The organism is Paracoccus sp. pheM1, assembly GCF_018499825.1.
Classification (GTDB): domain Bacteria; phylum Pseudomonadota; class Alphaproteobacteria; order Rhodobacterales; family Rhodobacteraceae; genus Paracoccus; species Paracoccus versutus.
The window spans coordinates 1,136,647-1,156,202 of the sequence record NZ_JAGXCX010000002.1 but is presented as its reverse complement, the minus strand read 5'-3'; the positions used below and the strand labels follow the sequence as shown (position 1 = coordinate 1,156,202).

The following is a 19,556-nucleotide window of genomic DNA, read 5'->3' as shown; positions in this document are numbered from 1 at the left end:
ATGGCATTTCACGAGATCAGGTTCCCGGCGAACCTGTCCTTCGGCTCGGTCGGGGGGCCGGAGCGGCGGACGGAAATCGTCGCGCTGACCAACGGCCACGAGGAGCGGCGCACGCCCTGGGCGCATTCGCGGCGGCGCTATGACGCCGGGCTGGGCTTGCGCTCGCTGGACGACGTGGCGGCGCTGATCGCCTTTTTCGAGGCGCGGGCCGGGCAGATGCACGGGTTTCGCTGGAAGGACTGGGCCGATTGCAAGTCCTGCGCGCCAAGCGCGGCGGTGAGTTTCCAGGACCAGGAGATCGGCATGGGCGACGGGGTGCGGCGCGAGTTTGCGCTGCGCAAGGCCTATGCCTCGGGTCCGGCGCGCTATTGGCGGCCGGTGGCGAAGCCGGTCCAGGGCACGGTGCTGGCCGGGGCCGGGAATGTCGAGCTGCGCGCCGGGGTGGATTTCGCGGTGGACTGGGCGACGGGCGTGGTCAGTTTCGCCGCGCCGCCCGAGCCGGGGGCCGTGGTCACGGCGGGGTTCGAGTTCGACGTGCCGGTGCGCTTCGACACCGACCGGATCGCGGTCTCGGTCGCGTCCTTCCAGGCGGGCGACCTGCCGCAGGTGCCGGTGGTGGAGGTGCGGGCATGACCGAGACGATTGCGCGGGCCTGGGCGGTCGCGCGGCGCGACGGGCTGGTGCTGGGCTTTACCGACCACGACCTGGCGCTGTCCTTCGACGGCGTGACCTTCCGCCCCGACAGCGGGCTGAGCGCGCGGGCGCTGGTGCAGGGCCTGGGCCTGTCGGTGGACAACAGCGAGGCGGTGGGGGCGCTGTCGGACAGCGCCATCACCGAGCGCGACCTGATGGCCGGGCGCTGGGACGGCGCCGATGTGCGCCTGTGGGAGGTGGACTGGACCGACAGCGCGAACCGCCGGCTGGTCTTTCGCGGCCATCTGGGCGAGGTGGTGCGCAGCGGCGCGGCGTTCCGCGCCGAGTTGCGCGGCCTGTCCGAGCCGCTGAACCGGGCGCAGGGGCGGGTCTATCATCCGCGCTGCTCGGCCATGCTGGGGGACGGGCAGTGCCGGTTCGACCTGGCGCGAGCCGGCTATTCGGCCGAGGGCGTGGTCGAGGCCGAGGACGAGGGCCGGCTGGCGCTGTCGGGCATCGCGGGCCATGACGGCGGCTGGTTCGAGCATGGCCGGCTGGTCGTGCTGACCGGCGCGGCCGAGGGGCTGTCGGGCCTGGTCAAGGCGGATGCCGCCCTGCCCGGCGCGCGGCGCGAGGTCGAGTTGTGGACCGCGCTGGGTATCCGGCCCGCCGCGGGCGACCGGGTGCGGCTGGAGGCGGGTTGCGACAAGCGGGCCGAGACCTGCCGGATGAAGTTCCTGAACTACCTGAACTTTCGCGGCTTTCCGCACCTGCCGCCCGAGGACTGGCTGATCGCGCCCAAGGTGAACCGATGAGCGCGGCCGTCGTTCGGGCGGCGCGGGCCTGGATCGGCACGCCTTATGTGCATCAGGGCTCGGTCAAGGGGGCGGGAACGGATTGCCTGGGGCTGGTGCGGGGGGTGTGGCGCGAATTGTGCGGCGCCGAGCCCGAGGCCATGCCGGCCTATACGCCCGACTGGGGCGAGGTCGGCGGGGCCGAGCTGCTGCTGGGCGGGGCGGGGCGGCTGCTGCTGCCCGCGCCCGACGAGCGGCCGGGCGACGTGCTGGTCTTTCGCATGCGGGCCGGGGCGCCGGCCAAGCATATGGGAATAGTGGCGGACATCGGCGAGCGGGCCAGCTTCGTGCATGCCTATGACCGGCATGGCGTGGTGGAAAGCCCGCTGTCGGCGCCGTGGCGGGCGCGGATCGCCGGGCGGTTCCGGTTTCCGCCGCTATAGGGAAAAGGGAAAGCAATGGCGACGATTCTGCTGGCGGCGGTGGGTGCCTCGCTGGGTGCGGGCTTTGGCGGCACGGTTCTGGGGCTTTCGGGCGCCGTCATCGGCCGGGCGGTGGGTGCAAGCCTGGGCCGGATGATCGACCAGCGCCTGCTGGGCGGCGGCTCGAAGGCGGTCGAGACCGGCCGCGTGGACCGGATGCGCATCCAGACCGCGGGCGAGGGCACGCCGATCGCGCGTGTCTGGGGGCAGATGCGGGTGCCGGGCCATGCGATCTGGGCCGGCCCCTTGGTCGAGACCCGGCGCAGCCAGGGCGGCGGCAAGGGCTCGGGCCCGCGCGTGACCGAGATCGGCTATCGGGCAAGCCTGGCGCTGGCGCTGTGCGAGGGGCCGATCCTGGGGGTCGGGCGCATCTGGGCGGATGGCGAGGAGGTCTCGGCCGAGGCGCTGAACATGCGGGTTTACCTGGGCGACGAGGAACAGCTGCCCGACCCGGCCATCGCGGCCGAGGAGGGCGAGGCGGCTCCGGCCTATCGCGGCCTGGCCTATGTCGTGCTGGAGGATCTGGCGCTGGAGACCTGGGGCAACCGGGTGCCGCAGCTGTCCTTCGAGGTGGTGCGGGCGGCCAGGCAGGGGCGGGGTCTGTCGCGCGAGGTGCAGGCGGTGGCCATGATCCCCGGCACCGGCGAATATGCGCTGGCGACGACGCCGGTCCGCTATGACATGGGCCTGGGCGAGATGCAGGTCGCCAACCACAACAGCGCGCTGGGGGCGACGGACTTCCTGGCCTCGATGGCGACCCTGGGGCGGGAACTGCCGCGTGTCGGCTCGGTCTCGCTGGTGGTGTCCTGGTTCGGCGACGATCTGCGGGCCGGCGAATGCACGGTTCGGCCCAAGGTCGAGGATCTGTCGCGCGATGGCCAGGGGATGGCCTGGCGCGCCGGCGGCATCGGCCGCGACGAGGCGCAGGCGGTGGCGCGGGTGGACGGGCGGCCGATCTATGGCGGCACGCCCGCCGACGGCTCGGTCGTCGAGGCGCTGCGGGCGATCGCCGAAAGCGGGCGCAAGGCGGTGTTCTATCCCTTCATCCTGATGGAGCAGCTGGCGGGGAACGGCCGGCCCGATCCCTGGAGCGGGGCCTCGGACCAGCCGGTCATGCCCTGGCGCGGGCGCATCACCGCCAGCGTCGCGCCGGGGCGCGAGGGCAGTCCCGTGGGCACCGCCGAGGCCGCCGAGGAGGTGGCGCGGTTCTTTGGCACGGCCGAGGCCGGGGATTTCACCCGCGACGGCTCGGCGATCCGCTATAGCGGGCCGGACGAGTGGTCCTATCGCCGGTTCATCCTGCATTACGCGCATCTTTGCGCGGCCGCGGGCGGGATCGACGCCTTCCTGATCGGGTCCGAGATGGTCGGGCTGACGACGATCATGGCGGCGGGGCATTCCTTTCCGGCCGTGCAGGAGTTGCGGCGGCTGGCGGCGGATGTGCGCGGCATCCTGGGCGAGGGGGTCAAGGTCGGCTATGCCGCCGACTGGTCCGAATATTTCGGCCATCATCCCGGCAACGGCGACGTGCATTTCCACCTGGATCCGCTTTGGGCCGACGAGAACATCGACTTCATCGGTATCGACAACTACATGCCGCTGTCGGACTGGCGCGAGGGCGAGGATCACCTGGACGCCCGTCACGGGCGGATCGACGATCCGGCCTATCTGCTGGCCAATGTGCTGGCCAATGTCGCCCGGCGGCGAGGGCTACGACTGGTATTACGCCAGCGATGCCGACCGGCAGGCGCAGCGGCGCACGCCCATCCATGACGGCGCGCATCACGAGCATTGGATCTGGCGCTGCAAGGACATCCGCGGCTGGTGGCAGAACGCGCATCACGACCGCATCGGCGGGGTGCGGCGGGCGCAGCCCTCGGCCTGGGTGCCGGGCAGCAAGCCGGTGTGGTTTACCGAGATGGGCTGCGCCGCGCTGGACAAGGGCACGAACCAGCCCAACAAGTTCCTGGACGCGATGAGTTCGGAATCGATGCTGCCGTATTTTTCGGACGGGCGGCGGGACGACCTGGTGCAGGCGGCCTATGTGCGGGCGATGACCGGGTTCTGGGGCGATCCGGCGCACAATCCGGCGCGGGCGGCGTTCGGGCGGACCGGGGCGGGGCGGATGGTGGACATGGCGCGCGCCCATGTCTGGTGCTGGGACGCGCGGCCCTATCCGGCGTTCCCGGCGCGCCTGGACCTGTGGTCGGACGGCCCGGCATGGGAGCGCGGGCACTGGCTCAACGGCCGCGCCGGCGCGGTGCCGCTGGCCGATGTGGTGGCCGAGATCTGCCGCGAGGCGGGGGTACGGGCATTCGATGCCGAGGCGCTGCGCGGGCTGGTGCGCGGCTATGCGCTGTCGGGGGCCGAGACGGGGCGGGCGGCGCTGCAACCGCTGATGCTGGCGCATGGGTTCGACGCGGTCGAGCGCGACGGCGTCCTGCGCTTTGTCATGCGCGGCGCGCGGGTCGATGCCGAGCTGGGGCCGGAGGACATGGCGCTGGCCGAGGAGGTCGAGGCGGTGGAAATTTCGCGCGCCGCCGATGCCGAGATGGTGGGCCGCATCCGGCTGACCCATGTCGAGGCGGGCGGCGATTATGCCGCGCGCACGGCCGAGACGGTGATGCCGGGGGCCGAGTTCCTGGCGGTCTCGGACAGCGAGCTGGCGATGGCGCTGACCCGCGGCGAGGGGCGGGCGCTGGCGGAACGCTGGCTGTCGGAGGCGGCGGTGGCGCGGGACGCTGTGCGCTTTGCCCTGCCGCCCTCGCTGGGGCATCTGGGGCCGGGGGACGTGGTGCGGCTGGCCGAGGGGTCGGCCGAGGCCAAGCGCTGGCGCATCGACCGCATCGAGCGCGCGGGCGCGATCACGGTGGACGCGGTGCGGGTCGAGCCGGGGGTCTATCGCCCGGCCCGCGTGGTCGAGGGCGAGGCGGCGCTGCGCCCCTTCGTGCCGCCGATCCCGGTCTGGCCGGTGTTCCTGGACTTGCCGCTGCTGCGCGGCGACGAGGTGGCGCATGCGCCGCATCTGGCGGTGACGGCGACGCCCTGGCCGGGGGCGGCGGCGGCCTGGGTCTCGACCGAGGAGGCGGGGGGCTATGCGCTGAACGCGACGCTGGCCGAGCCTTCGGTCATGGGGGTGACGGAAGGGCCGCTTTCGGCGGCGCGGCCGGGGGTCTGGGACCGCGGGCCGGCGCTGCGGCTGCGGGTCAAGGGCGGCAACCTGCGCTCGGCCGGGGTCGAGGCGCTGCTGGCGGGCGCGAACCTGCTGGCGATCGGCGACGGCTCGGCCGAGGGCTGGGAGCTTTTGCAATTCGCCGAGGCGCGGCTGGTTTCGGCCGGGCTATGGGAGATCTCGATGCGGCTGCGCGGGCAGGCGGGGACGGATGCCTTCATGCCGGCGGTCTGGCCGGCGGGCAGCGTGGCGGTGCTGCTGGACGGGGCGGCGGCGCAGGTGGAGCTGGCGCCCTCGGCCCGCAACCAGCTGCGGCATTGGCGCATCGGGCCGGCCACGCGCAGCCCGGACGACCCCAGCTATCGCCACGTCGCCGCGGCGTTCCGCGGCGCCGGGCTGCGGCCGCTGTCGCCCTGCCACCTGGAGGTCCGCGGCCGGGTCGTGACCTGGGTGCGGCGCACGCGGATACAGGGCGACGGCTGGGACGGGCCGGACGTGCCGCTGGGCGAGGCGCAGGAGCGTTACGCCGCCCGGCTGGTCCGGGACGGGCAGGTGCTGGCCGAGGCCGTGCTGGCCGAGCCGCGCTGGGCGGTGCCCGGGGGCGTCTGGGCCCAGGCCGCGGCGGGCGGCGGCTTTGCCGTCGAGGTCGCCCAGCTTTCCGACACGTTCGGGGCCGGGCCCCATGCAAGGAGGATGATCCATGTCTGAGAACACGACCGCGAATTGCGCCCTGCCGCTGCTGATGCCGGCGCAGGCGCAGAAACATGTCACGGTGAACGAGGCGCTGATGCGGCTGGACGGGCAGGTGGACCTGGTGCTGCAAAGCCTGACCCGCATCACCCCGCCCGAGACGGTGGTGGACGGGCTGTGCTGGGGCGTGCCGCAGGGTGCGGTCAACGCCTGGGAGGGGCAGGGCGGCAAGATCGCCATCGGCGCGAACGGCGGCTGGGTCTTTGTCGAGCCGGGTTTCGGCCGGCGGGCGCTGGTCGCCGACCAGGGGGTGGTGGCGATCCATGGCGGGGCGGCCTGGGTGCCCGGCGCCATCACCCTGGGCCAGCACGGCTCGGGCCTGCTGGCACGGCAGCTTGACGAGGATGTGACGCTGGGCGCGGGCGCCTGGTTCGAGACGGCGATGGCCGTGCCGTCCGGCGCGCTGGTCATCGGCGCCACGGCGCGGGTGCTGGAGGCGATCACCGGCAGCGCGACATCCTGGTCGCTGGGCACGGCGGGCAGTTCGGACAGCCTGACGCGATTCGGTCACGGGCTGGGCAAGGCGCAGGGCTCCTGGGCGCGCGGGCTTGCCTCGCCGCCCGTGGTGTTCTGGGAGCCTGCGCCCCTGCGGCTGACGGCCGCGGGCGGGCAGTTCACCGGCGGCAAGGTGCGCATCGTGCTGCATTGGTGGGAATTGCGGCTGCCGGATTGAGCGGACTTTTCGCGCCCGCCGGTTTCCGCTAGACTCGGCGGGTGAAACTGACGGGCGCCCGTATGAACTTGCAGAAAGACATGATCGAGCCGCTGTCCGACGCGCGCGATGCCCCGCGCGATTCGGTCTGGGGCCGCATCCAGCGCGAGGCGCGGATCGCCGTGCGCGACGAGCCCCTGCTGGGCGCGCTGATCCATGCCGGGCTGCTGCATCATGCCACATTCGAGGCGGCGCTGGCCTATCGCTTTTCGCTGAAGCTCGCCTCGCGCGAGATGAGCGAGCAGATCCTGCGCGAGATCGCCGACGATGCCTTTGCCCGCGCGCCGGAACTGTCGGCGGCGGCACAGGCCGACCTGCTGGCGGTCTATGACCGCGACCCGGCGACGCACCGGCTGATGCAGCCGATCCTGTTCTTCAAGGGCTACCAGGCGCTGCAAGCCTATCGCATCGGGCATTGGCTGTGGCAGCAGGGCCGCCGCGACATGGCCTATTTCGTGCAGATGCGCTGCTCGGAAGTGTTCGGCGTCGATATTCACCCGGCGGCGAAGATCGGCACGGGCGTGATGATCGACCATGCCCATTCCATCGTCATCGGCGAGACGGCGGTGGTCGGCAACGACGTGTCGATGCTGCATTCGGTGACGCTGGGCGGCACCGGCAAGGAGGATGGCGACCGCCATCCCAAGATCGGCAACGGCGTGATGATCGGCGCCGGCGCCAAGGTGCTGGGCAATATCCGCGTCGGCCATCATTCGCGCATCGCCGCCGGCTCGGTCGTCTTGGCCGAGGTGCCGCCCTGCAAGACCGTGGCTGGGGTGCCGGCGCGGATCGTGGGCGATGCGGGCTGCGCCGACCCGTCGAACACGATGAACCAGCTTCTGGGCCACGAAGACCTGTTCTAGAGCCAGTCGGCGTTGCCGCTGCCGGTCAGCTCGGCCAGCGTGAGGTTTTCGTGTGCGAGCCGTTGGTCGAGGTCGCGCGCGATCCGGGCGGCCAGCGAGAAGCCCTGGTAGACCAGCGCGGAATAGATCTGGACGGCCGAGGCGCCGGCCCGCAGCTTTTGCCATGCCTGCTCGGCCGAGCCGATGCCGCCGACGCCGATCAGCGGCACGCGGCCCTGCGTCTCGCGATAGAGCCGGGCGAGGATGCGGGTGGCGCGGTCGAAGAGCGGCGCGCCGGAGAGGCCGCCGGTTTCCCCGGAATGCGGCGAGGCGAGGCCGTCGCGCGAAAGCGTGGTGTTGGTGGCGATGATCGCATCGACCGGGGCGGCCAGCGCCACGGCGGCGATGTCGGCCAGCGCGGCATCGTCGAGGTCGGGGGCGATCTTGATGAACACCGGCGGGCGGTTCGGCAGCGCGTCGCGCGCCGCCAGCACGCCTTGCAGCAGGGCCGACAGCGCCTGGGGGCCCTGGAGGTCGCGCAGCTTCTCGGTATTGGGCGAAGAGACGTTGACGGTCAGGAAATCGGCATGGGCGCCGGCAATGCGCACCACCTGCGCGAAATCGGCGCTGCGGTCGGCGCTGTCCTTGTTCGCGCCGATGTTCAGCCCGACGGGGATGCCCGGCGGGCGCTGGGCGAGCCGGTCGGCGATGGCCTGCGCGCCCTCGTTGTTGAAGCCGAAGCGGTTGATGATCGCGCGGTCCGGGGTCAGGCGGAACAGGCGCGGCCTGGGGTTGCCGGGCTGCGGGCGCGGGGTGGCGGCGCCGACCTCGACGAAGCCGAAGCCGGCGCGCATCAATGCGGGCAGGGCACGGGCGTTCTTGTCGTAGCCGGCCGCCAGACCCACCGGGTTCGGCAGGTCGAGGCCGGCGAGCTGCGTGCGCAGCCGGTCGGAGGTGACGGGCCGGCCCGGCAGCGGCACCAGCCCGAGCCGCAGGGCAAGGATCGAGAGGTCATGCGCGCGTTCGGGGTCCAGGCGATGCAGCGCGGCAAGGCCCAGCCGCTCGATGGGGGTCATGCGAGATCTCCGATGTCGTGGCCGGCGGGGCCGAGGGACAGGGGGCGGCTCCAGATCACGTCGCCCATGCGCAACTCGCGGTAGAGGTGCGGAAAGAGATCGCCGCCGCGCGAGGGTTCCCAGCGCAGCTCGGGCAGGACGTCGCCGTCCAGCGCCAGCAGGTGCAGCCCGTCCTCGGCCGCGAAATGGCGCGACAGGGTGCCGGGCAGCTGCGCGGCGGTGGAGAGGTGGACATAGCCGTCCGCCAGGTCCACCGGCGCGCCGGCGCTGCGGCCCTGCCGTTGGAATGCCTGGAACTCGGCGGCGCGGAGGATCTTGTAAACCAGCATGGCGGGTTCATGCGTCGCGTGATGCGGGGCGTCAAGCGGCATCGCGTCGCCCCAACGGCTTCGTCAATTGACGCCGCGGCCGGCATCCCGCAATCTGCCGCCCATCCAGACATTCGGGGTGAGAGGGATCGAGATGAAACGCGGGCTCATGGTTTCGGCGGCGATCGTCGCGCTGTCTTCGGGCGCGGCGCAGGCGGATTACACGCTGCATGTCCTGCATATCAACGATTTCCACAGCCGGATCGAGCCGATCAACGCCTATGACAGCACCTGCGACGCCGAGACCGAGGCGCAGGACGGGTGCTTCGGCGGCGTGGCGCGGCTGGCGACCAAGATCCGCGAGCTGCGCGACGGGCTGAAGGCCGAGGGCCAGAACGTGATCGTGCTGGACGCGGGCGACCAGTACCAGGGCAGCCTGTTCTATACGACCTACAAGGGCAAGGACACGGTCGAGTTCATGAACGCCATCGGCTTCGACGCCATGGCGGTCGGCAATCACGAATTCGACGACGGGCCACAGGGGCTGCAGATCCTGGCGGAGGGCGCGAAGTTTCCGGTCGTCTCGGGCAACCTGGACCTGTCGCAATCGCCCGAGTTGAAGGACAAGGTCGGCGACGTGCTGGTGCTGGATGTCGGCGGCGAGCAGGTGGGCATCGTCTCGGCCCTGGCGATGGACACGCCCGAGACCGCCTCGCCGGGCGACAAGGTCATCTTCATGGACGACATGGACAGCCTGAAGGCCGACGTCCAGGAACTGACCGAGCAGGGCGTGAACAAGATCATCGCGCTGACCCATTCCGGCTACAGGCGCGACCAGGAATTCGCGGCCGAGGTGGCCGGGATCGACGCGGTCGTCGGCGGGCACAGCCATACGCTGCTGGGCCAGCTCGAAGGTGCCGCCGGCCCCTATCCGACCATGGTCAAGGGCGCGGACGGCACCGAGGTTCCGGTGGCGACCGCCTATGCCTATGGCAAATACCTGGGCCATCTGGTCCTGACCTGGGACGACGAGGGCAAGCTGGTCAAGGCCGAGGGGCAGCCGATCCTGCTGGACGGCTCGGTCGCGCCGGACGAGAAGCTGGCCGCGCGGGTCAAGGAGATGGCCGCGCCGATCGAGCAGCTCAAGCAGAAGCGCGTGGCCGAGATCGCGGCGCCGATCGACGGCAGCCGGGAAACCTGCCGGGCGCGGGAATGCGAGATGGGCAGCCTGGTGGCCGACGCCATGCTGGCGCGCGTCAAGGACCAGGGCATCACCATCGCGATCCAGAACGGCGGGGGCTTGCGCGCCTCGATCGCCGCGGGGGTGGTGACGATGGGAGACGTGCTGTCGGTCCTGCCCTTCCAGAACACGCTGTCCACGTTCCAGCTGAAGGGCGCGGACGTGGTCGCGGGGCTGGAAAACGGCGCGAGCCAGATCGAGGAGGGCGCCGGGCGCTTTGCCCAGGTCGCCGGGCTGAAATACACGCTGGACCCCTCGGCCCCGGCGGGCAGCCGGATCAGCGACGTGCAGGTGCGCGACGGCTCGGACTGGGTGCCGATCGATCCCGAGGCGGTCTATGGCGTGGTCTCGCAGAACTACATGCGCGCGGGCGGCGACGGCTACAGGGTCTTTGCCGAGAACGCGATGAACGCCTATGACTTCGGGCCGGATCTGGCGGATGTGCTGGCCGAATACCTGGCCAAGCAGGGGCCGGGCTTCGTGGCGCGGGTGGATGGCCGCATCACCGTGAAATGACAGGAACGCAAAGGGGCCGGGCATAAGCCCGGCCCTTTTTTGCGTTCGGGGGCCATCAGGACTTGGCTTCGTCGCCATCCGCCAGCGGCAGGGCTTCGCGCAGGAAGCGTTCGAAATCGTCCAGGTCCACCGGCTCGAACTGGCCGAAGCCCTGCATCCAGACCGAGGCGTTGCGCAGCCCGTCGGGTTCCAGCTTGCACCAGATGATGCGCCCGCGCCTTTCCTGCCGGATCAGTCCCGCGGCCGCCAGCACGGCGAGATGCTTGGAGATCGCCGCCAGGCTGACCTGGAAGGGCGCCGCCACATCCGTCACCGCCATGTCGTCTTCCAGCAGCATGCCAAGGATCGCCCGCCGGGTCGGATCGGCGAGGGCGGAGAAAATGGCGTCGAGGCTGGGTTGCTGTGCGGGCATCGGCTTTGCTTAACTTGCCGGTTGAATATGGAGCGGATGGCCACCGGACCGCAAGGCCGGGTTTCCGCGATGGGCGGCTTCCGCGGAAGCTTTGTTTTTCAACAGGTTGCAATTTCCGGGGCCTTGCTTGACTCGGGGGGCGCGAGTCCCTATCACCGCGCCAACCGATAACGGGGGTGTGAGCCGTGGCCGAGGACGACCATGACGCCGCGCGATCCCGAGACGCGGAGCGGCTGCGCGCGCTGGAGGCCCGGCTGGGCAAGAAGGCGGCGGACAAGCCGGCCTCGCGCGGGGAAGAGCATTTCAGCCAGGCCAACATGGCCTGGCGCATGGTGACCGAGCTGGTGGCGGGATTGGCCCTGGGCTTCGGGATCGGATACGGGCTGGACTATCTGACCGGCCTGCAGCCGGTCTTCATGGTGGTCTTCGTGCTGCTGGGACTGGCGGCCGGCATCAGGACCATGATGCGGACCGCGAACGAGATAGGCAAGACACCGGGACGTCCCGGCGACGACAAGGGTGAATGACGATGGCAGAAGAAGAAGCAGGTGGTCTGGTTTTCCATCCGATGGACCAGTTCGTCGTCAAACCGCTGTTTGGCGAAGGGCCGGTGAACTGGTACACGCCGACCAATGCGACGCTGTGGATGGCGCTGGCCGCGCTGGCGATCACCGCGCTTCTGGTCTTTGGCACCCGCGGCCGGGCCATCGTGCCGAACCGCGTCCAGTCCATCGCCGAGCTGCTTTACGGCATGGTCCACAAGATGGTCGAGGACGTGACCGGCAAGGACGGGCTGAAATACTTCCCCTATGTGATGACGCTGTTCTGCTTCATCCTGTTCGCGAACTTCCTGGGCCTGCTGCCGAAAAGCTTTTCGCCGACCTCGCATATCGCCGTGACGGCGGTGCTGGCGGTGCTGGTCTTTGTCGGCGTGACCGTGCTGGGCTTCGTCAAGAACGGCGCGCATTTCCTGGGCTTGTTCTGGGTCAGCTCGGCGCCCCTGGCGCTGCGCCCGGTGCTGGCTGTGATCGAGCTGATCTCGTATTTCGTGCGGCCGGTCAGCCATTCCATCCGACTTGCCGGCAACATCATGGCCGGCCACGCGGTGATCAAGGTCTTTGCCGCCTTCGCCGCCATTGCCGCCATCGCGCCGGTTTCGGTCGTCGCCATCACCGCCATGTATGGGCTCGAGGTGCTGGTGGCGCTGATCCAGGCCTATGTCTTCACCATCCTGACCTGCGTCTACCTGAAGGACGCGCTGCATCCGGCGCACTGAGCCGGGCAGCCAAGGTCTGAAACGAAAACCCTTTCCAAAAGCCTCAAGGAGCATGAACATGGAAAATCTGGGTCAACTGGGACAGTATCTCGGCGCCGGTCTGGCTTGCGTCGGCATGGCGGGCGCCGCCATGGGTGTGGGCAATGTCGCCGGCAACTACCTGGCGGGCGCGCTGCGCAACCCGTCGGCCGCTGCCTCGCAGACCGCCACGCTGTTCATCGGCATGGCCTTTGCGGAAGCCCTGGGCATCTTCTCGTTCCTGGTCGCGCTGCTGCTGCTGTTCGCAGTCTGATCCTTTTGCCATCCTTGCGGTTGGGTGGGGGCGTCATGCGCCCACCCGATTGTGAAACGACCGGCATGGGGTAGGATATGTTCAGCCTGTTGCAACAGACCGCGCCCGTCGTGGTCGAAGAATCTGAAACGGTGATCATCACCGAATCCGCCGAAGCGGCGGGTCATGGCGCCGATGCGGCCCATGCCGTGGTCGCGGCGGATGCAGCCCATGGCGCGGCTGGCCATGCCGCCAGCGCCCCCGGCATGCCGCAACTGGATTTCACCACCTTCGGCAACCAGATCTTCTGGCTGCTGGTCATCCTGGCGGTGATCTACTGGGTTCTGTCGCGGATCGCGCTGCCGCGCATCGGCGGCGTCATCTCGGACCGCCAGGGCGCCATCACCGGCGACCTGATGGCTGCCGAGGAATTCAAGCAGAAGGCCAAGGAGGCCGAGGCCGCCTATGACAAGGCGCTGGCCGACGCCCGCGCCGAGGCCGGCAAGATCGTGGCCGCCAACAAGGCTGAGATCCAGAAGGAACTGGACGCCGCCATCGCCCATGCCGATGCGGAAATCGCCGCGCGCGCGGCGGAATCCGAGAAGCGCATCGGCGAGATCCGCGCCTCGGCCATCGAGGACGCGCGCAATGTCGCCCGCGAGGTGACTGCGGCCCTGGTGGAGAATTTCGGCGGCAAGGTTGACCAGGGTCTGGTCGATGCGGCGGTCGACCAGCGACTGAAGGGGGCGCTGCAATGAAACGTCTGAGCGTTCTCTTTGCCCTGATGGCAAGCCCGGCGCTTGCGGCTTCGGGCCCGTTCTTCTCGCTGCGCAATACCGACTTCATCGTCACGCTGGCCTTCCTGCTGTTCGTCGGCATCCTGGTCTGGTTCCGCGTGCCGCAGATCGTCGGCGGCTTGCTGGACAAGCGGGCCGAGGGCATCCGCAACGACCTGGCCGAAGCCCGCCGCCTGCGCGAGGAAGCGCAGGAGATCTATGCGAGCTACGAGCGCCGCCAGCGCGAGGTCAAGGGCCAGGCGGACGAGATCGTCGCCAATGCCAAGCGCGAGGCGGTTTCGGAAGCCGAAAAGGCCAAGAAGGCGCTGCAACTGTCGATCGAGCGCCGGCTGAAGGCCGCCGAGGAACAGATCGCCAGCGCCGAGGCCGATGCCGTGCGCGCCGTGCGCGACCGGGCTATCCAGACGGCGATCGGCGCCGCGACCGAGATCCTGGGCAAGCAGGCCAGCCCGGCCGAGCGCAGCGCCGGCATCGACCAGGCTATCGAGGAAGTGGGCCGGCGGCTGAACTGAGGCTGCGGAATCGAACGAGAGGGGTGCGGCCAAGCATCCCCATGGGACAGTGACCGGACCCCCGAGGCGGAGACGCTTCGGGGGTTTTTCCTTTTCCGCCCATCGAGGGCGCAAAAGCAAAGGGCCGGCCGCCTTTCGGCTGCCGGCCCGCGCCTGGCGTCCCTGCCGCGATCAGCGGGTCGGGGTGATCAGGATCTCCACGCGGCGGTTCTGCGCCCGGCCCGCGGCGGTATCGTTCGAGGCGACCGGCTGGGTCGCGCCGCGGCCCATGGTGGTGAGGCGCGATTGCGACACGCCGCCGGCGCCCAGGATGCCCGCGACCGAACGCGCCCGGCGCTCGGACAGATCCTGGTTGTAGGCGGCCGAGCCGGTGCTGTCGGTATGGCCGACGATCTGGATGCGGCTGTTGGGATATTGGTTGAGGTTGCGGGCGATGGTGTAGAGATCGTTCTGCCCCTGCGCCCCCACCGCCGCGGAATCGGTCGCAAACAGCGTGGTTTCCGGCATCACCACCGACAGGTGGGTGCCGTGGTTCACGATCTGGATGTTCGGGTTGTTCAGCGATTGCTGCAGCGCGCGCTGCTGCTGGTCCAGGATCGAGCCGCCGACGGCGCCCGCCGTCGCGCCGATGATCGCGCCCTTCACGGCGTTCGAGCGGCTTTCGCCGGCACCGATCAGGCCGCCCACCACCGCGCCGGCGATGGCGCCCTGCTGGGTGCGGCTGGTCTGTTGGGGCTGGCCGTAGGGATCGGTCGGCGCGCAGGCGCTGATGGCGATCACGCCCGCCGAGGCGAGAAGCAGCGAAATACGGGTCTTCATTCCTTCACCTTTCTTTTCAGGGCGATCCTACGCCGCCTGTCCTTGCGACGCGGCCGGCCTTCCCGTCTCCGGGGGCCGGCGGCTGATGCCCAAACGCGGTCACATTGGCATGGGTTCCGGGCCAACTCCACAGGAATAGACGGGAAATCGCGGTGCGCGGCTCACAAAGCGGCGATGGCGCGGGGCGCGATGCTCGCGCCTTCGCGCGCAAGCAGGGCGCGCTTTACCGCCTCGCCCCAATGATAGCCGCCGATGCGGCCGTCGGTGCGGGTCACGCGATGGCAGGGGATCGCCCAGGAGACCGGGTTCTGCCCGACCGCCGTGCCGACCGCGCGCAGGGCGTTCGGACGGCCGATGCGCTCGGCCAGCATGGCATAGCTGATGACCTGTCCCGGCGGCACTTCGGCCAGGGCACGCCAGACCTGCAACTGGAACGCGGTGCCGCCAAGGCGGACGGCGATCTCGCCCTCGCCGGCCAGCAGGGCCTGGATGGCGGGGGCCAGCGCCTCGGGCGCCTCGACCAGCCGGGCGCCGGGGAAGCGGGCGACCAGGTCGGCCTCGACCCGGTCCTCGGGCATGGGGCCGACAAAGCCCAGGGCCCAGAGCGCGCCGCCCGCCCCCAGCGCCACCACGGTGCCGAGCGGCGTCGGAAAGCGCCCGCGACAAAGCACCGCGCCGGCATGCTGGGCCGGCTGCGTGGTGATCGAGACCCGCAGCCCCGGCTGGGGCTGGGCAAGGGAGAAAAGCGTTCGTGTCATGCCTGCCTCGCAATTGTCGCTGTGTCAGCCTAGCGCAACCGCGGGCCGAATCCATACGGGAAAGCTTGCGCATGGCGGCGGGGCAGGGCATCTGGGGGCGCATGGCACGCAGCACCCTTTCCCGCCTTCCCCCCGCCTTGCCCTATGCGGCCCAGGTCGCGATCTTTTCGCGCCTGCGCGAGGCCAATCCGCATCCCGTGACCGAGCTGCAATATGTGAACGCCTTCACCCTGCTGGTGGCGGTGGCGCTGTCGGCGCAGGCGACCGATGTCGGGGTGAACAAGGCGACCAAATCGCTGTTCCAGCGCGTGACCACGCCGCAACAGATGCTGGAGCTGGGCGTCGAGGCGCTGACCGAGGAGATCAAGACCATCGGGCTCTACCGCCAGAAGGCGAAGAACGTCATCGCCCTGTCGCGCCGGCTGGTCGAGGAATATGGCGGCGAGGTGCCGCAATCGCGCGCGGCGCTGATGACCCTGCCCGGCGTCGGGCGCAAGACGGCGAATGTCGTGCTGAACAGCGTGTTCAGCTTTCCGGCACAGGCGGTGGACACGCATATCTTCCGCGTCGGCAACCGCACCCGCATCGCGCCGGGCCGCGACGTCGAGGAGGTCGAGCGCGCCATCGAGGACAACGTCCCCGTCCCCTTCCAGCAGAACGCGCATCACTGGCTGATCCTGCACGGCCGCTATATCTGCCAGGCGCGGCGCCCGCGTTGCCGGATCTGCCCCATCGAAGATCTCTGCCCCTATGAGGAGAAGACCGAATGACCACCCCCTATGTGATCGGGATCGGCAATGCCGTGATGGATGTGATCGCGCCGACCTCGGATGCGACGCTGGCGCGGCTGGGGGTGGAAAAGGGCATCATGCAGCTGGTCGACCGCGCGCGATCCGAGTTCCTGATGGCGGCGCAATCGGCCGATCCGCAGGCGGGCAAGGCGCGGCTGGTGCCGGGCGGCTCGGTCGCGAACACCCTGGCGGGGCTGGGAATGCTGGGGCTGCGCACGGCCTTCATCGGCAAGGTGGCGGGCGATCCCCTGGGGCTGAGCTATGCCGAGCAGACCGAGGCGCAGGGCACGGTCTTCGTCAACCCGCCTGTGGCGGGGGACGTGGCCCCGACCTCGCGCTCGATCATCTTCGTGACGCCGGATGGCGAGCGGTCGATGAACACCTACCTGGGGATTTCCGGCGAACTGGGGCCCGACGACGTGAACCCCGCGACCTTCAGCGGCGCGGACTGGCTGTTCCTGGAAGGCTATCTCTTTGACAAGGATGCCGGCAAGGCGGCCTTCCTGAAGGCGGCCGATGCCTGCCACGCGGCGGGCGGGCAGGCGGGGATCGCGCTGTCCGATCCGTTCTGCGTCGACCGCCACCGCGCCGATTTCCGCCGGCTGGTGGCGGGGCCGATGGATTACGTCATCGGCAATGTCCACGAATGGCAGTCGCTCTATCAGGCCGAGGATTTGGAGGAGGCGCTGCGCCTGGCCTCGGCCGATTGCGGGACGGTGATCTGCACCCGCTCGGGCGAGGATGCGATCCTGATCCGCGGGGCCGAGCGGGTAACGGCGCCGGTGCATCGCGTGGTGCCGGTGGATGCGACCGGGGCGGGCGACCAGTTCGCGGCTGGGCTGATCTATGGGCTGGCCATCGGCGCCGACCTGGCGGCGGCGGGGCGGATGGGCTGCATCGCGGCAGCAGAGGTCATCGGCCATGTCGGCGCCCGGCCCGAAAGCGACCTGCGCGCGGCCTTCCGGGCCGAGGAACTGGCCTGATCGCGCCTTGGGGCGCGGTCCCTGGGGTATTTGGGCAACAGAGAAGCGTCGGAAGGGGGAACCCTTCGGCGCTTTTTCTTTGAGTATTTGGGAAACGGTGAAATGCCCTGGTCGCGGGCTTCCTGCCGGGGGTGCGGAATTGGCCCGGCGCCGGTTTTTCTCCGTTCTTCAAATACCCCGGCAACCGGGCGGACAAGGCTGAACCGGCCCTGCCCGCCGCGAGAGTTCAGGCAGCCTTGTTGCCGGCGCCGATCCGGCCGTAGAAGCTTTCGCCTTTCGCGGCCATGTCCTTGAGCAGTTGCGGCGCGGCGAAGCGGGGGCCGAATTTTGCCGCCAGACCCTCGGCGATCTCGACCGCACGCGGGGCGCCCAGCATGTCGAGCCAGCCGAAGGGGCCGCCCGACCAGGGTGCGAAGCCCCAGCCGAGGATGGCGCCCACGTCGCCCTCGCGGATGTCCTCGAGCACGCCTTCCTGCAGCGCACGGACGGCTTCCAGCGATTGCGCGAACATCAGCCGGTGCTGGATTTCGGTCAGCTCGGGCTGGGTGTCGGCTTCGGGCCATTCGGCAGCGAGGCCCGACCAGAAGCCCTGGCGCTTGCCGGCCTCGTCATAATCGTAGAAGCCGGCCTTGGTCTTGCGGCCCAGCCGGCCCTGGTCGGCGAGCCGGAAGATCACCTGGTCCACCGCCCCGTCCGGGTAGGCCTCGTCCATGGCCGCGCGCGTCGCCTTGGCGATCTTGACGCCCAGGTCGATCGAGGTTTCGTCCACCAGTTGCAGCGGTCCCAACGGCATGCCCATCATCTTGGCCGCGTTCTCGATCAGCGTCGGGCTGACCCCTTCGGCCACCATGCGGATGCCCTCGTTGATATAGGGGATGATGCAGCGATTGGCGTAGAAGAAGCGCGCGTCGTTGACCACGATGGGCGTCTTGCGGATCTGGCGCACGAAGTCCAGCGCCTTGGCCACGGCGCGCGACCCGGTTTCGCGGCCCTTGATGATCTCGACCAGCAGCATCTTGTCCACCGGGCTGAAGAAATGGATGCCGATGAACTGGTCGGGCCGGGCGCTGGCCTTGGCCAGCTCGCCGATCGGCAGGGTCGAGGTGTTGGTGGCGAAGATCGCGTCCTGCGGGATCACCGCCTCGGCGCGCTTGGTGACTTCGGCCTTGACGGCGGGGTCTTCGAACACCGCCTCGACCACCAGGTCGCAGCCTTGCAGGGCGGCGTAATCGGTGGTGGGCGTGATGCGGGCAAGCACCTCGGCCTTCTTCTCTTCGGTGGATTTGCGGCGGCTGATCGCCTTGTCCAGCAGGCCGGTGGAATAGGACTTGCCGCGCTCGGCCGCCTCTTGCGTCGCATCGATCAGCACCACCTCGATCCCGGCCATGGCCGAGACATGGGCGATGCCGGCGCCCATCATGCCGGCGCCGAGGATGCCGAGTTTCCTGACCGTCTGGTCCGGCGCCTCGGGGCGGTTCGCGCCCTTCTCCAGCGCCTCCTTGTTGATGAAGAGGCTGCGGATCATCGCCGTGCTGGAGGGGTTCATCAGCACGTTGGTAAACCAGCGCGCCTCGATCTTCATCGCCGTGTCGAAGGGCACCATGGCGCCTTCATAGACGGCGCTCAGCAGGGCCTTGGCCGCCGGATAGACGCCCAGGGTCTTGCCATGCACCATGGCGCTGGCGCCGACGAAGGTCATGAAGCCGGAAGGGCTATAGGGCTCGCCGCCCGGCATCTTGTAGCCCTTGGCGTCCCAGGGCTTGACCAGGTCGGCATCGCCCGCCTTCAGCACCCATTCGCGGGCGGCTTGCAGGGGGTCGGCAACGACCTCGTCGATCAGGCCGGCGGATTTCGCCTTGGCGGGGTCCGAGAGCTTGCCTTCCAGCAGGAAGGGCGCGGCGCCCATGGCGCCCAGCTTGCGCACCAGCCGGGTGGTGCCGCCGGCGCCGGGGAAGATGCCGACCATGATCTCGGGCAGGCCGATCCTGGCCTTCGGGTTCTCGGCGGCAAAGATGCGATGCGTGGCCAGCGGCAGCTCCAGCCCGATTCCCAGCGCCGTGCCGGGCAGGGCGGCTGCGATGGGCTTGCCGCCCTTTTTCGTCTTGGGGTCCATGCCGGCCAGCTCGATCTTGCGCAGCAGGTGGTGCAGCGTCATCACCCCGTCGAAGACCGCCTGCGCGCCGCCCTGCTTCATGCCGGCGATGACGTTCAGGTCCATGCCGGCGGCGAAGTCCTTCTTGCCGCTGGTGATGACGATGCCCTTCACGGCCGCGTCGGCCAGGGCCTCGTCGATCAGCGCGTTCAATTCGGCCGCGCCGTCCAGCGACAGCACGTTCATCGACTTGCCGGGCACGTCCCAGGTGATGATGGCGACGTCGTCGGCGCCTTTATCCATGGTGAAATCGGTCATCT

19 protein-coding genes and 1 pseudogene are annotated in these 19,556 nt (G+C 69.8%); 14 read left to right on the top strand and 6 right to left on the bottom strand.

Features of this window, described 5'->3' with window-relative positions:
• From KF941_RS19790 to cysE, 6 genes and pseudogenes are all read left to right on the top strand, one after another.
• Positions 1–633, top strand: a complete 633-nt coding sequence (locus KF941_RS19790; protein ID WP_036760246.1) for a DUF2460 domain-containing protein — start codon at positions 1–3, stop codon at positions 631–633.
• Positions 630–1,448: a DUF2163 domain-containing protein gene (locus tag KF941_RS19785; RefSeq protein ID WP_116220484.1), complete on the top strand. Its 819-nt coding sequence runs from the start codon at positions 630–632 to the stop codon at positions 1,446–1,448. Before KF941_RS19790 ends, KF941_RS19785 begins: the two co-directional genes overlap by 4 nt.
• On the top strand, positions 1,445–1,870 hold the full coding sequence (locus KF941_RS19780; RefSeq protein ID WP_072462092.1) for an NlpC/P60 family protein: 426 nt from the start codon (positions 1,445–1,447) through the stop codon (positions 1,868–1,870). Before KF941_RS19785 ends, KF941_RS19780 begins: the two co-directional genes overlap by 4 nt.
• A 15-nt stretch (positions 1,871–1,885) precedes the next feature.
• Positions 1,886–5,789 (top strand): annotated as a pseudogene (locus tag KF941_RS19775) (glycoside hydrolase/phage tail family protein).
• The gene (locus KF941_RS19770; RefSeq protein WP_214274310.1) at positions 5,782–6,504 is read left to right on the top strand and encodes a DUF2793 domain-containing protein; all 723 of its coding nucleotides are present in this window, start codon (positions 5,782–5,784) and stop codon (positions 6,502–6,504) included. Before KF941_RS19775 ends, KF941_RS19770 begins: the two are co-directional and overlap by 8 nt.
• A gap of 62 nt (positions 6,505–6,566) precedes the next feature.
• Positions 6,567–7,406, top strand: coding sequence for a serine O-acetyltransferase (gene cysE / locus KF941_RS19765; RefSeq protein WP_114537672.1), 840 nt, complete (start codon positions 6,567–6,569; stop codon positions 7,404–7,406).
• On the opposite strand, the gene KF941_RS19760 is transcribed toward cysE, so the two are convergent.
• Both KF941_RS19760 and KF941_RS19755 read right to left on the bottom strand, forming a co-directional pair.
• On the bottom strand, positions 7,403–8,461 hold the full coding sequence (locus tag KF941_RS19760) for a quinone-dependent dihydroorotate dehydrogenase (protein WP_214274309.1): 1,059 nt from the start codon (positions 8,459–8,461) through the stop codon (positions 7,403–7,405). The two genes, cysE and KF941_RS19760, sit on opposite strands and share 4 nt — an antisense overlap.
• Positions 8,458–8,790: a DUF952 domain-containing protein gene (locus KF941_RS19755; RefSeq protein WP_240540496.1), complete on the bottom strand. Its 333-nt coding sequence runs from the start codon at positions 8,788–8,790 to the stop codon at positions 8,458–8,460. Before KF941_RS19755 ends, KF941_RS19760 begins: the two co-directional genes overlap by 4 nt.
• 133 nt (positions 8,791–8,923) lie before the next feature.
• Here KF941_RS19755 and KF941_RS19750 point away from each other — a divergent pair, with 133 nt between their 5' ends.
• Positions 8,924–10,525, top strand: a complete 1,602-nt coding sequence (locus tag KF941_RS19750; protein ID WP_072462088.1) for a bifunctional metallophosphatase/5'-nucleotidase — start codon at positions 8,924–8,926, stop codon at positions 10,523–10,525.
• Positions 10,526–10,580: 55 nt separating this feature from the next.
• On the opposite strand, the gene KF941_RS19745 is transcribed toward KF941_RS19750, so the two are convergent.
• Positions 10,581–10,937, bottom strand: a complete 357-nt coding sequence (locus tag KF941_RS19745; protein ID WP_036756246.1) for a metalloregulator ArsR/SmtB family transcription factor — start codon at positions 10,935–10,937, stop codon at positions 10,581–10,583.
• A gap of 185 nt (positions 10,938–11,122) precedes the next feature.
• On the opposite strand from KF941_RS19745, the gene KF941_RS19740 reads away from it, so the two are divergent.
• The 5 genes from KF941_RS19740 (at position 11,123) to KF941_RS19720 (ending at position 13,793) form a co-directional block, all read left to right on the top strand.
• The gene (locus KF941_RS19740) at positions 11,123–11,464 is read left to right on the top strand and encodes an AtpZ/AtpI family protein (RefSeq protein ID WP_036756244.1); all 342 of its coding nucleotides are present in this window, start codon (positions 11,123–11,125) and stop codon (positions 11,462–11,464) included.
• A 2-nt stretch (positions 11,465–11,466) separates the two neighbouring features.
• Entirely contained in the window at positions 11,467–12,213 is a 747-nt protein-coding gene (locus KF941_RS19735; protein ID WP_036756242.1) for a F0F1 ATP synthase subunit A, read from the top strand.
• 58 nt (positions 12,214–12,271) lie between these two features.
• On the top strand, positions 12,272–12,505 hold the full coding sequence (locus tag KF941_RS19730; RefSeq protein WP_010394077.1) for a F0F1 ATP synthase subunit C: 234 nt from the start codon (positions 12,272–12,274) through the stop codon (positions 12,503–12,505).
• A 77-nt stretch (positions 12,506–12,582) separates the two neighbouring features.
• Entirely contained in the window at positions 12,583–13,242 is a 660-nt protein-coding gene (locus KF941_RS19725; RefSeq protein ID WP_214274307.1) for a F0F1 ATP synthase subunit B', read from the top strand.
• Positions 13,239–13,793, top strand: coding sequence for a F0F1 ATP synthase subunit B (locus KF941_RS19720; RefSeq protein ID WP_036756240.1), 555 nt, complete (start codon positions 13,239–13,241; stop codon positions 13,791–13,793). The genes KF941_RS19725 and KF941_RS19720 overlap by 4 nt, the downstream gene beginning before the upstream one ends.
• A gap of 171 nt (positions 13,794–13,964) precedes the next feature.
• Here KF941_RS19720 and KF941_RS19715 read toward each other — a convergent pair whose 3' ends face one another.
• Together KF941_RS19715 and KF941_RS19710 are read right to left on the bottom strand one after the other, a co-directional pair.
• A complete protein-coding gene (locus KF941_RS19715; RefSeq protein WP_036756238.1) occupies positions 13,965–14,612 on the bottom strand; it encodes an OmpA family protein in 648 nt (215 codons plus the stop codon).
• 161 nt (positions 14,613–14,773) lie between these two features.
• Positions 14,774–15,370, bottom strand: a complete 597-nt coding sequence (locus KF941_RS19710) for a methylated-DNA--[protein]-cysteine S-methyltransferase (protein ID WP_214274306.1) — start codon at positions 15,368–15,370, stop codon at positions 14,774–14,776.
• A 101-nt stretch (positions 15,371–15,471) separates the two neighbouring features.
• On the opposite strand from KF941_RS19710, the gene nth reads away from it, so the two are divergent.
• Complete coding sequence (gene nth / locus KF941_RS19705) at positions 15,472–16,140, top strand: endonuclease III (protein WP_214274305.1); 669 nt, start codon at positions 15,472–15,474, stop codon at positions 16,138–16,140.
• The gene (locus KF941_RS19700) at positions 16,137–17,144 is read left to right on the top strand and encodes an adenosine kinase (RefSeq protein ID WP_214274304.1); all 1,008 of its coding nucleotides are present in this window, start codon (positions 16,137–16,139) and stop codon (positions 17,142–17,144) included. Before nth ends, KF941_RS19700 begins: the two co-directional genes overlap by 4 nt.
• A 226-nt stretch (positions 17,145–17,370) precedes the next feature.
• On the opposite strand, the gene KF941_RS19695 is transcribed toward KF941_RS19700, so the two are convergent.
• Positions 17,371–19,554: a 3-hydroxyacyl-CoA dehydrogenase NAD-binding domain-containing protein gene (locus tag KF941_RS19695; protein ID WP_214274303.1), complete on the bottom strand. Its 2,184-nt coding sequence runs from the start codon at positions 19,552–19,554 to the stop codon at positions 17,371–17,373.
• Positions 19,555–19,556 lie beyond the last annotated feature (2 nt).

Bases quoted from the DNA above. Each gene is read 5' to 3' on its own strand.
- KF941_RS19790 (WP_036760246.1), top strand. From the start codon at position 1: ATGGCATTTCACGAGATCAGGTTCCCGGCGAACCTGTCCTTCGGCTCG.
- KF941_RS19785 (WP_116220484.1), top strand. From the start codon at position 630: ATGACCGAGACGATTGCGCGGGCCTGGGCGGTCGCGCGGCGCGACGGG.
- KF941_RS19780 (WP_072462092.1), top strand. From the start codon at position 1,445: ATGAGCGCGGCCGTCGTTCGGGCGGCGCGGGCCTGGATCGGCACGCCT.
- KF941_RS19770 (WP_214274310.1), top strand. From the start codon at position 5,782: ATGTCTGAGAACACGACCGCGAATTGCGCCCTGCCGCTGCTGATGCCG.
- cysE (WP_114537672.1), top strand. From the start codon at position 6,567: ATGAACTTGCAGAAAGACATGATCGAGCCGCTGTCCGACGCGCGCGAT.
- KF941_RS19760 (WP_214274309.1), bottom strand. From the start codon at position 8,461: ATGACCCCCATCGAGCGGCTGGGCCTTGCCGCGCTGCATCGCCTGGAC.
- KF941_RS19755 (WP_240540496.1), bottom strand. From the start codon at position 8,790: ATGCTGGTTTACAAGATCCTCCGCGCCGCCGAGTTCCAGGCATTCCAA.
- KF941_RS19750 (WP_072462088.1), top strand. From the start codon at position 8,924: ATGAAACGCGGGCTCATGGTTTCGGCGGCGATCGTCGCGCTGTCTTCG.
- KF941_RS19745 (WP_036756246.1), bottom strand. From the start codon at position 10,937: ATGCCCGCACAGCAACCCAGCCTCGACGCCATTTTCTCCGCCCTCGCC.
- KF941_RS19735 (WP_036756242.1), top strand. From the start codon at position 11,467: ATGGCAGAAGAAGAAGCAGGTGGTCTGGTTTTCCATCCGATGGACCAG.
- KF941_RS19730 (WP_010394077.1), top strand. From the start codon at position 12,272: ATGGAAAATCTGGGTCAACTGGGACAGTATCTCGGCGCCGGTCTGGCT.
- KF941_RS19725 (WP_214274307.1), top strand. From the start codon at position 12,583: ATGTTCAGCCTGTTGCAACAGACCGCGCCCGTCGTGGTCGAAGAATCT.
- KF941_RS19720 (WP_036756240.1), top strand. From the start codon at position 13,239: ATGAAACGTCTGAGCGTTCTCTTTGCCCTGATGGCAAGCCCGGCGCTT.
- KF941_RS19715 (WP_036756238.1), bottom strand. From the start codon at position 14,612: ATGAAGACCCGTATTTCGCTGCTTCTCGCCTCGGCGGGCGTGATCGCC.
- KF941_RS19710 (WP_214274306.1), bottom strand. From the start codon at position 15,370: ATGACACGAACGCTTTTCTCCCTTGCCCAGCCCCAGCCGGGGCTGCGG.
- nth (WP_214274305.1), top strand. From the start codon at position 15,472: ATGGCACGCAGCACCCTTTCCCGCCTTCCCCCCGCCTTGCCCTATGCG.
- KF941_RS19700 (WP_214274304.1), top strand. From the start codon at position 16,137: ATGACCACCCCCTATGTGATCGGGATCGGCAATGCCGTGATGGATGTG.
- KF941_RS19695 (WP_214274303.1), bottom strand. From the start codon at position 19,554: ATGACCGATTTCACCATGGATAAAGGCGCCGACGACGTCGCCATCATC.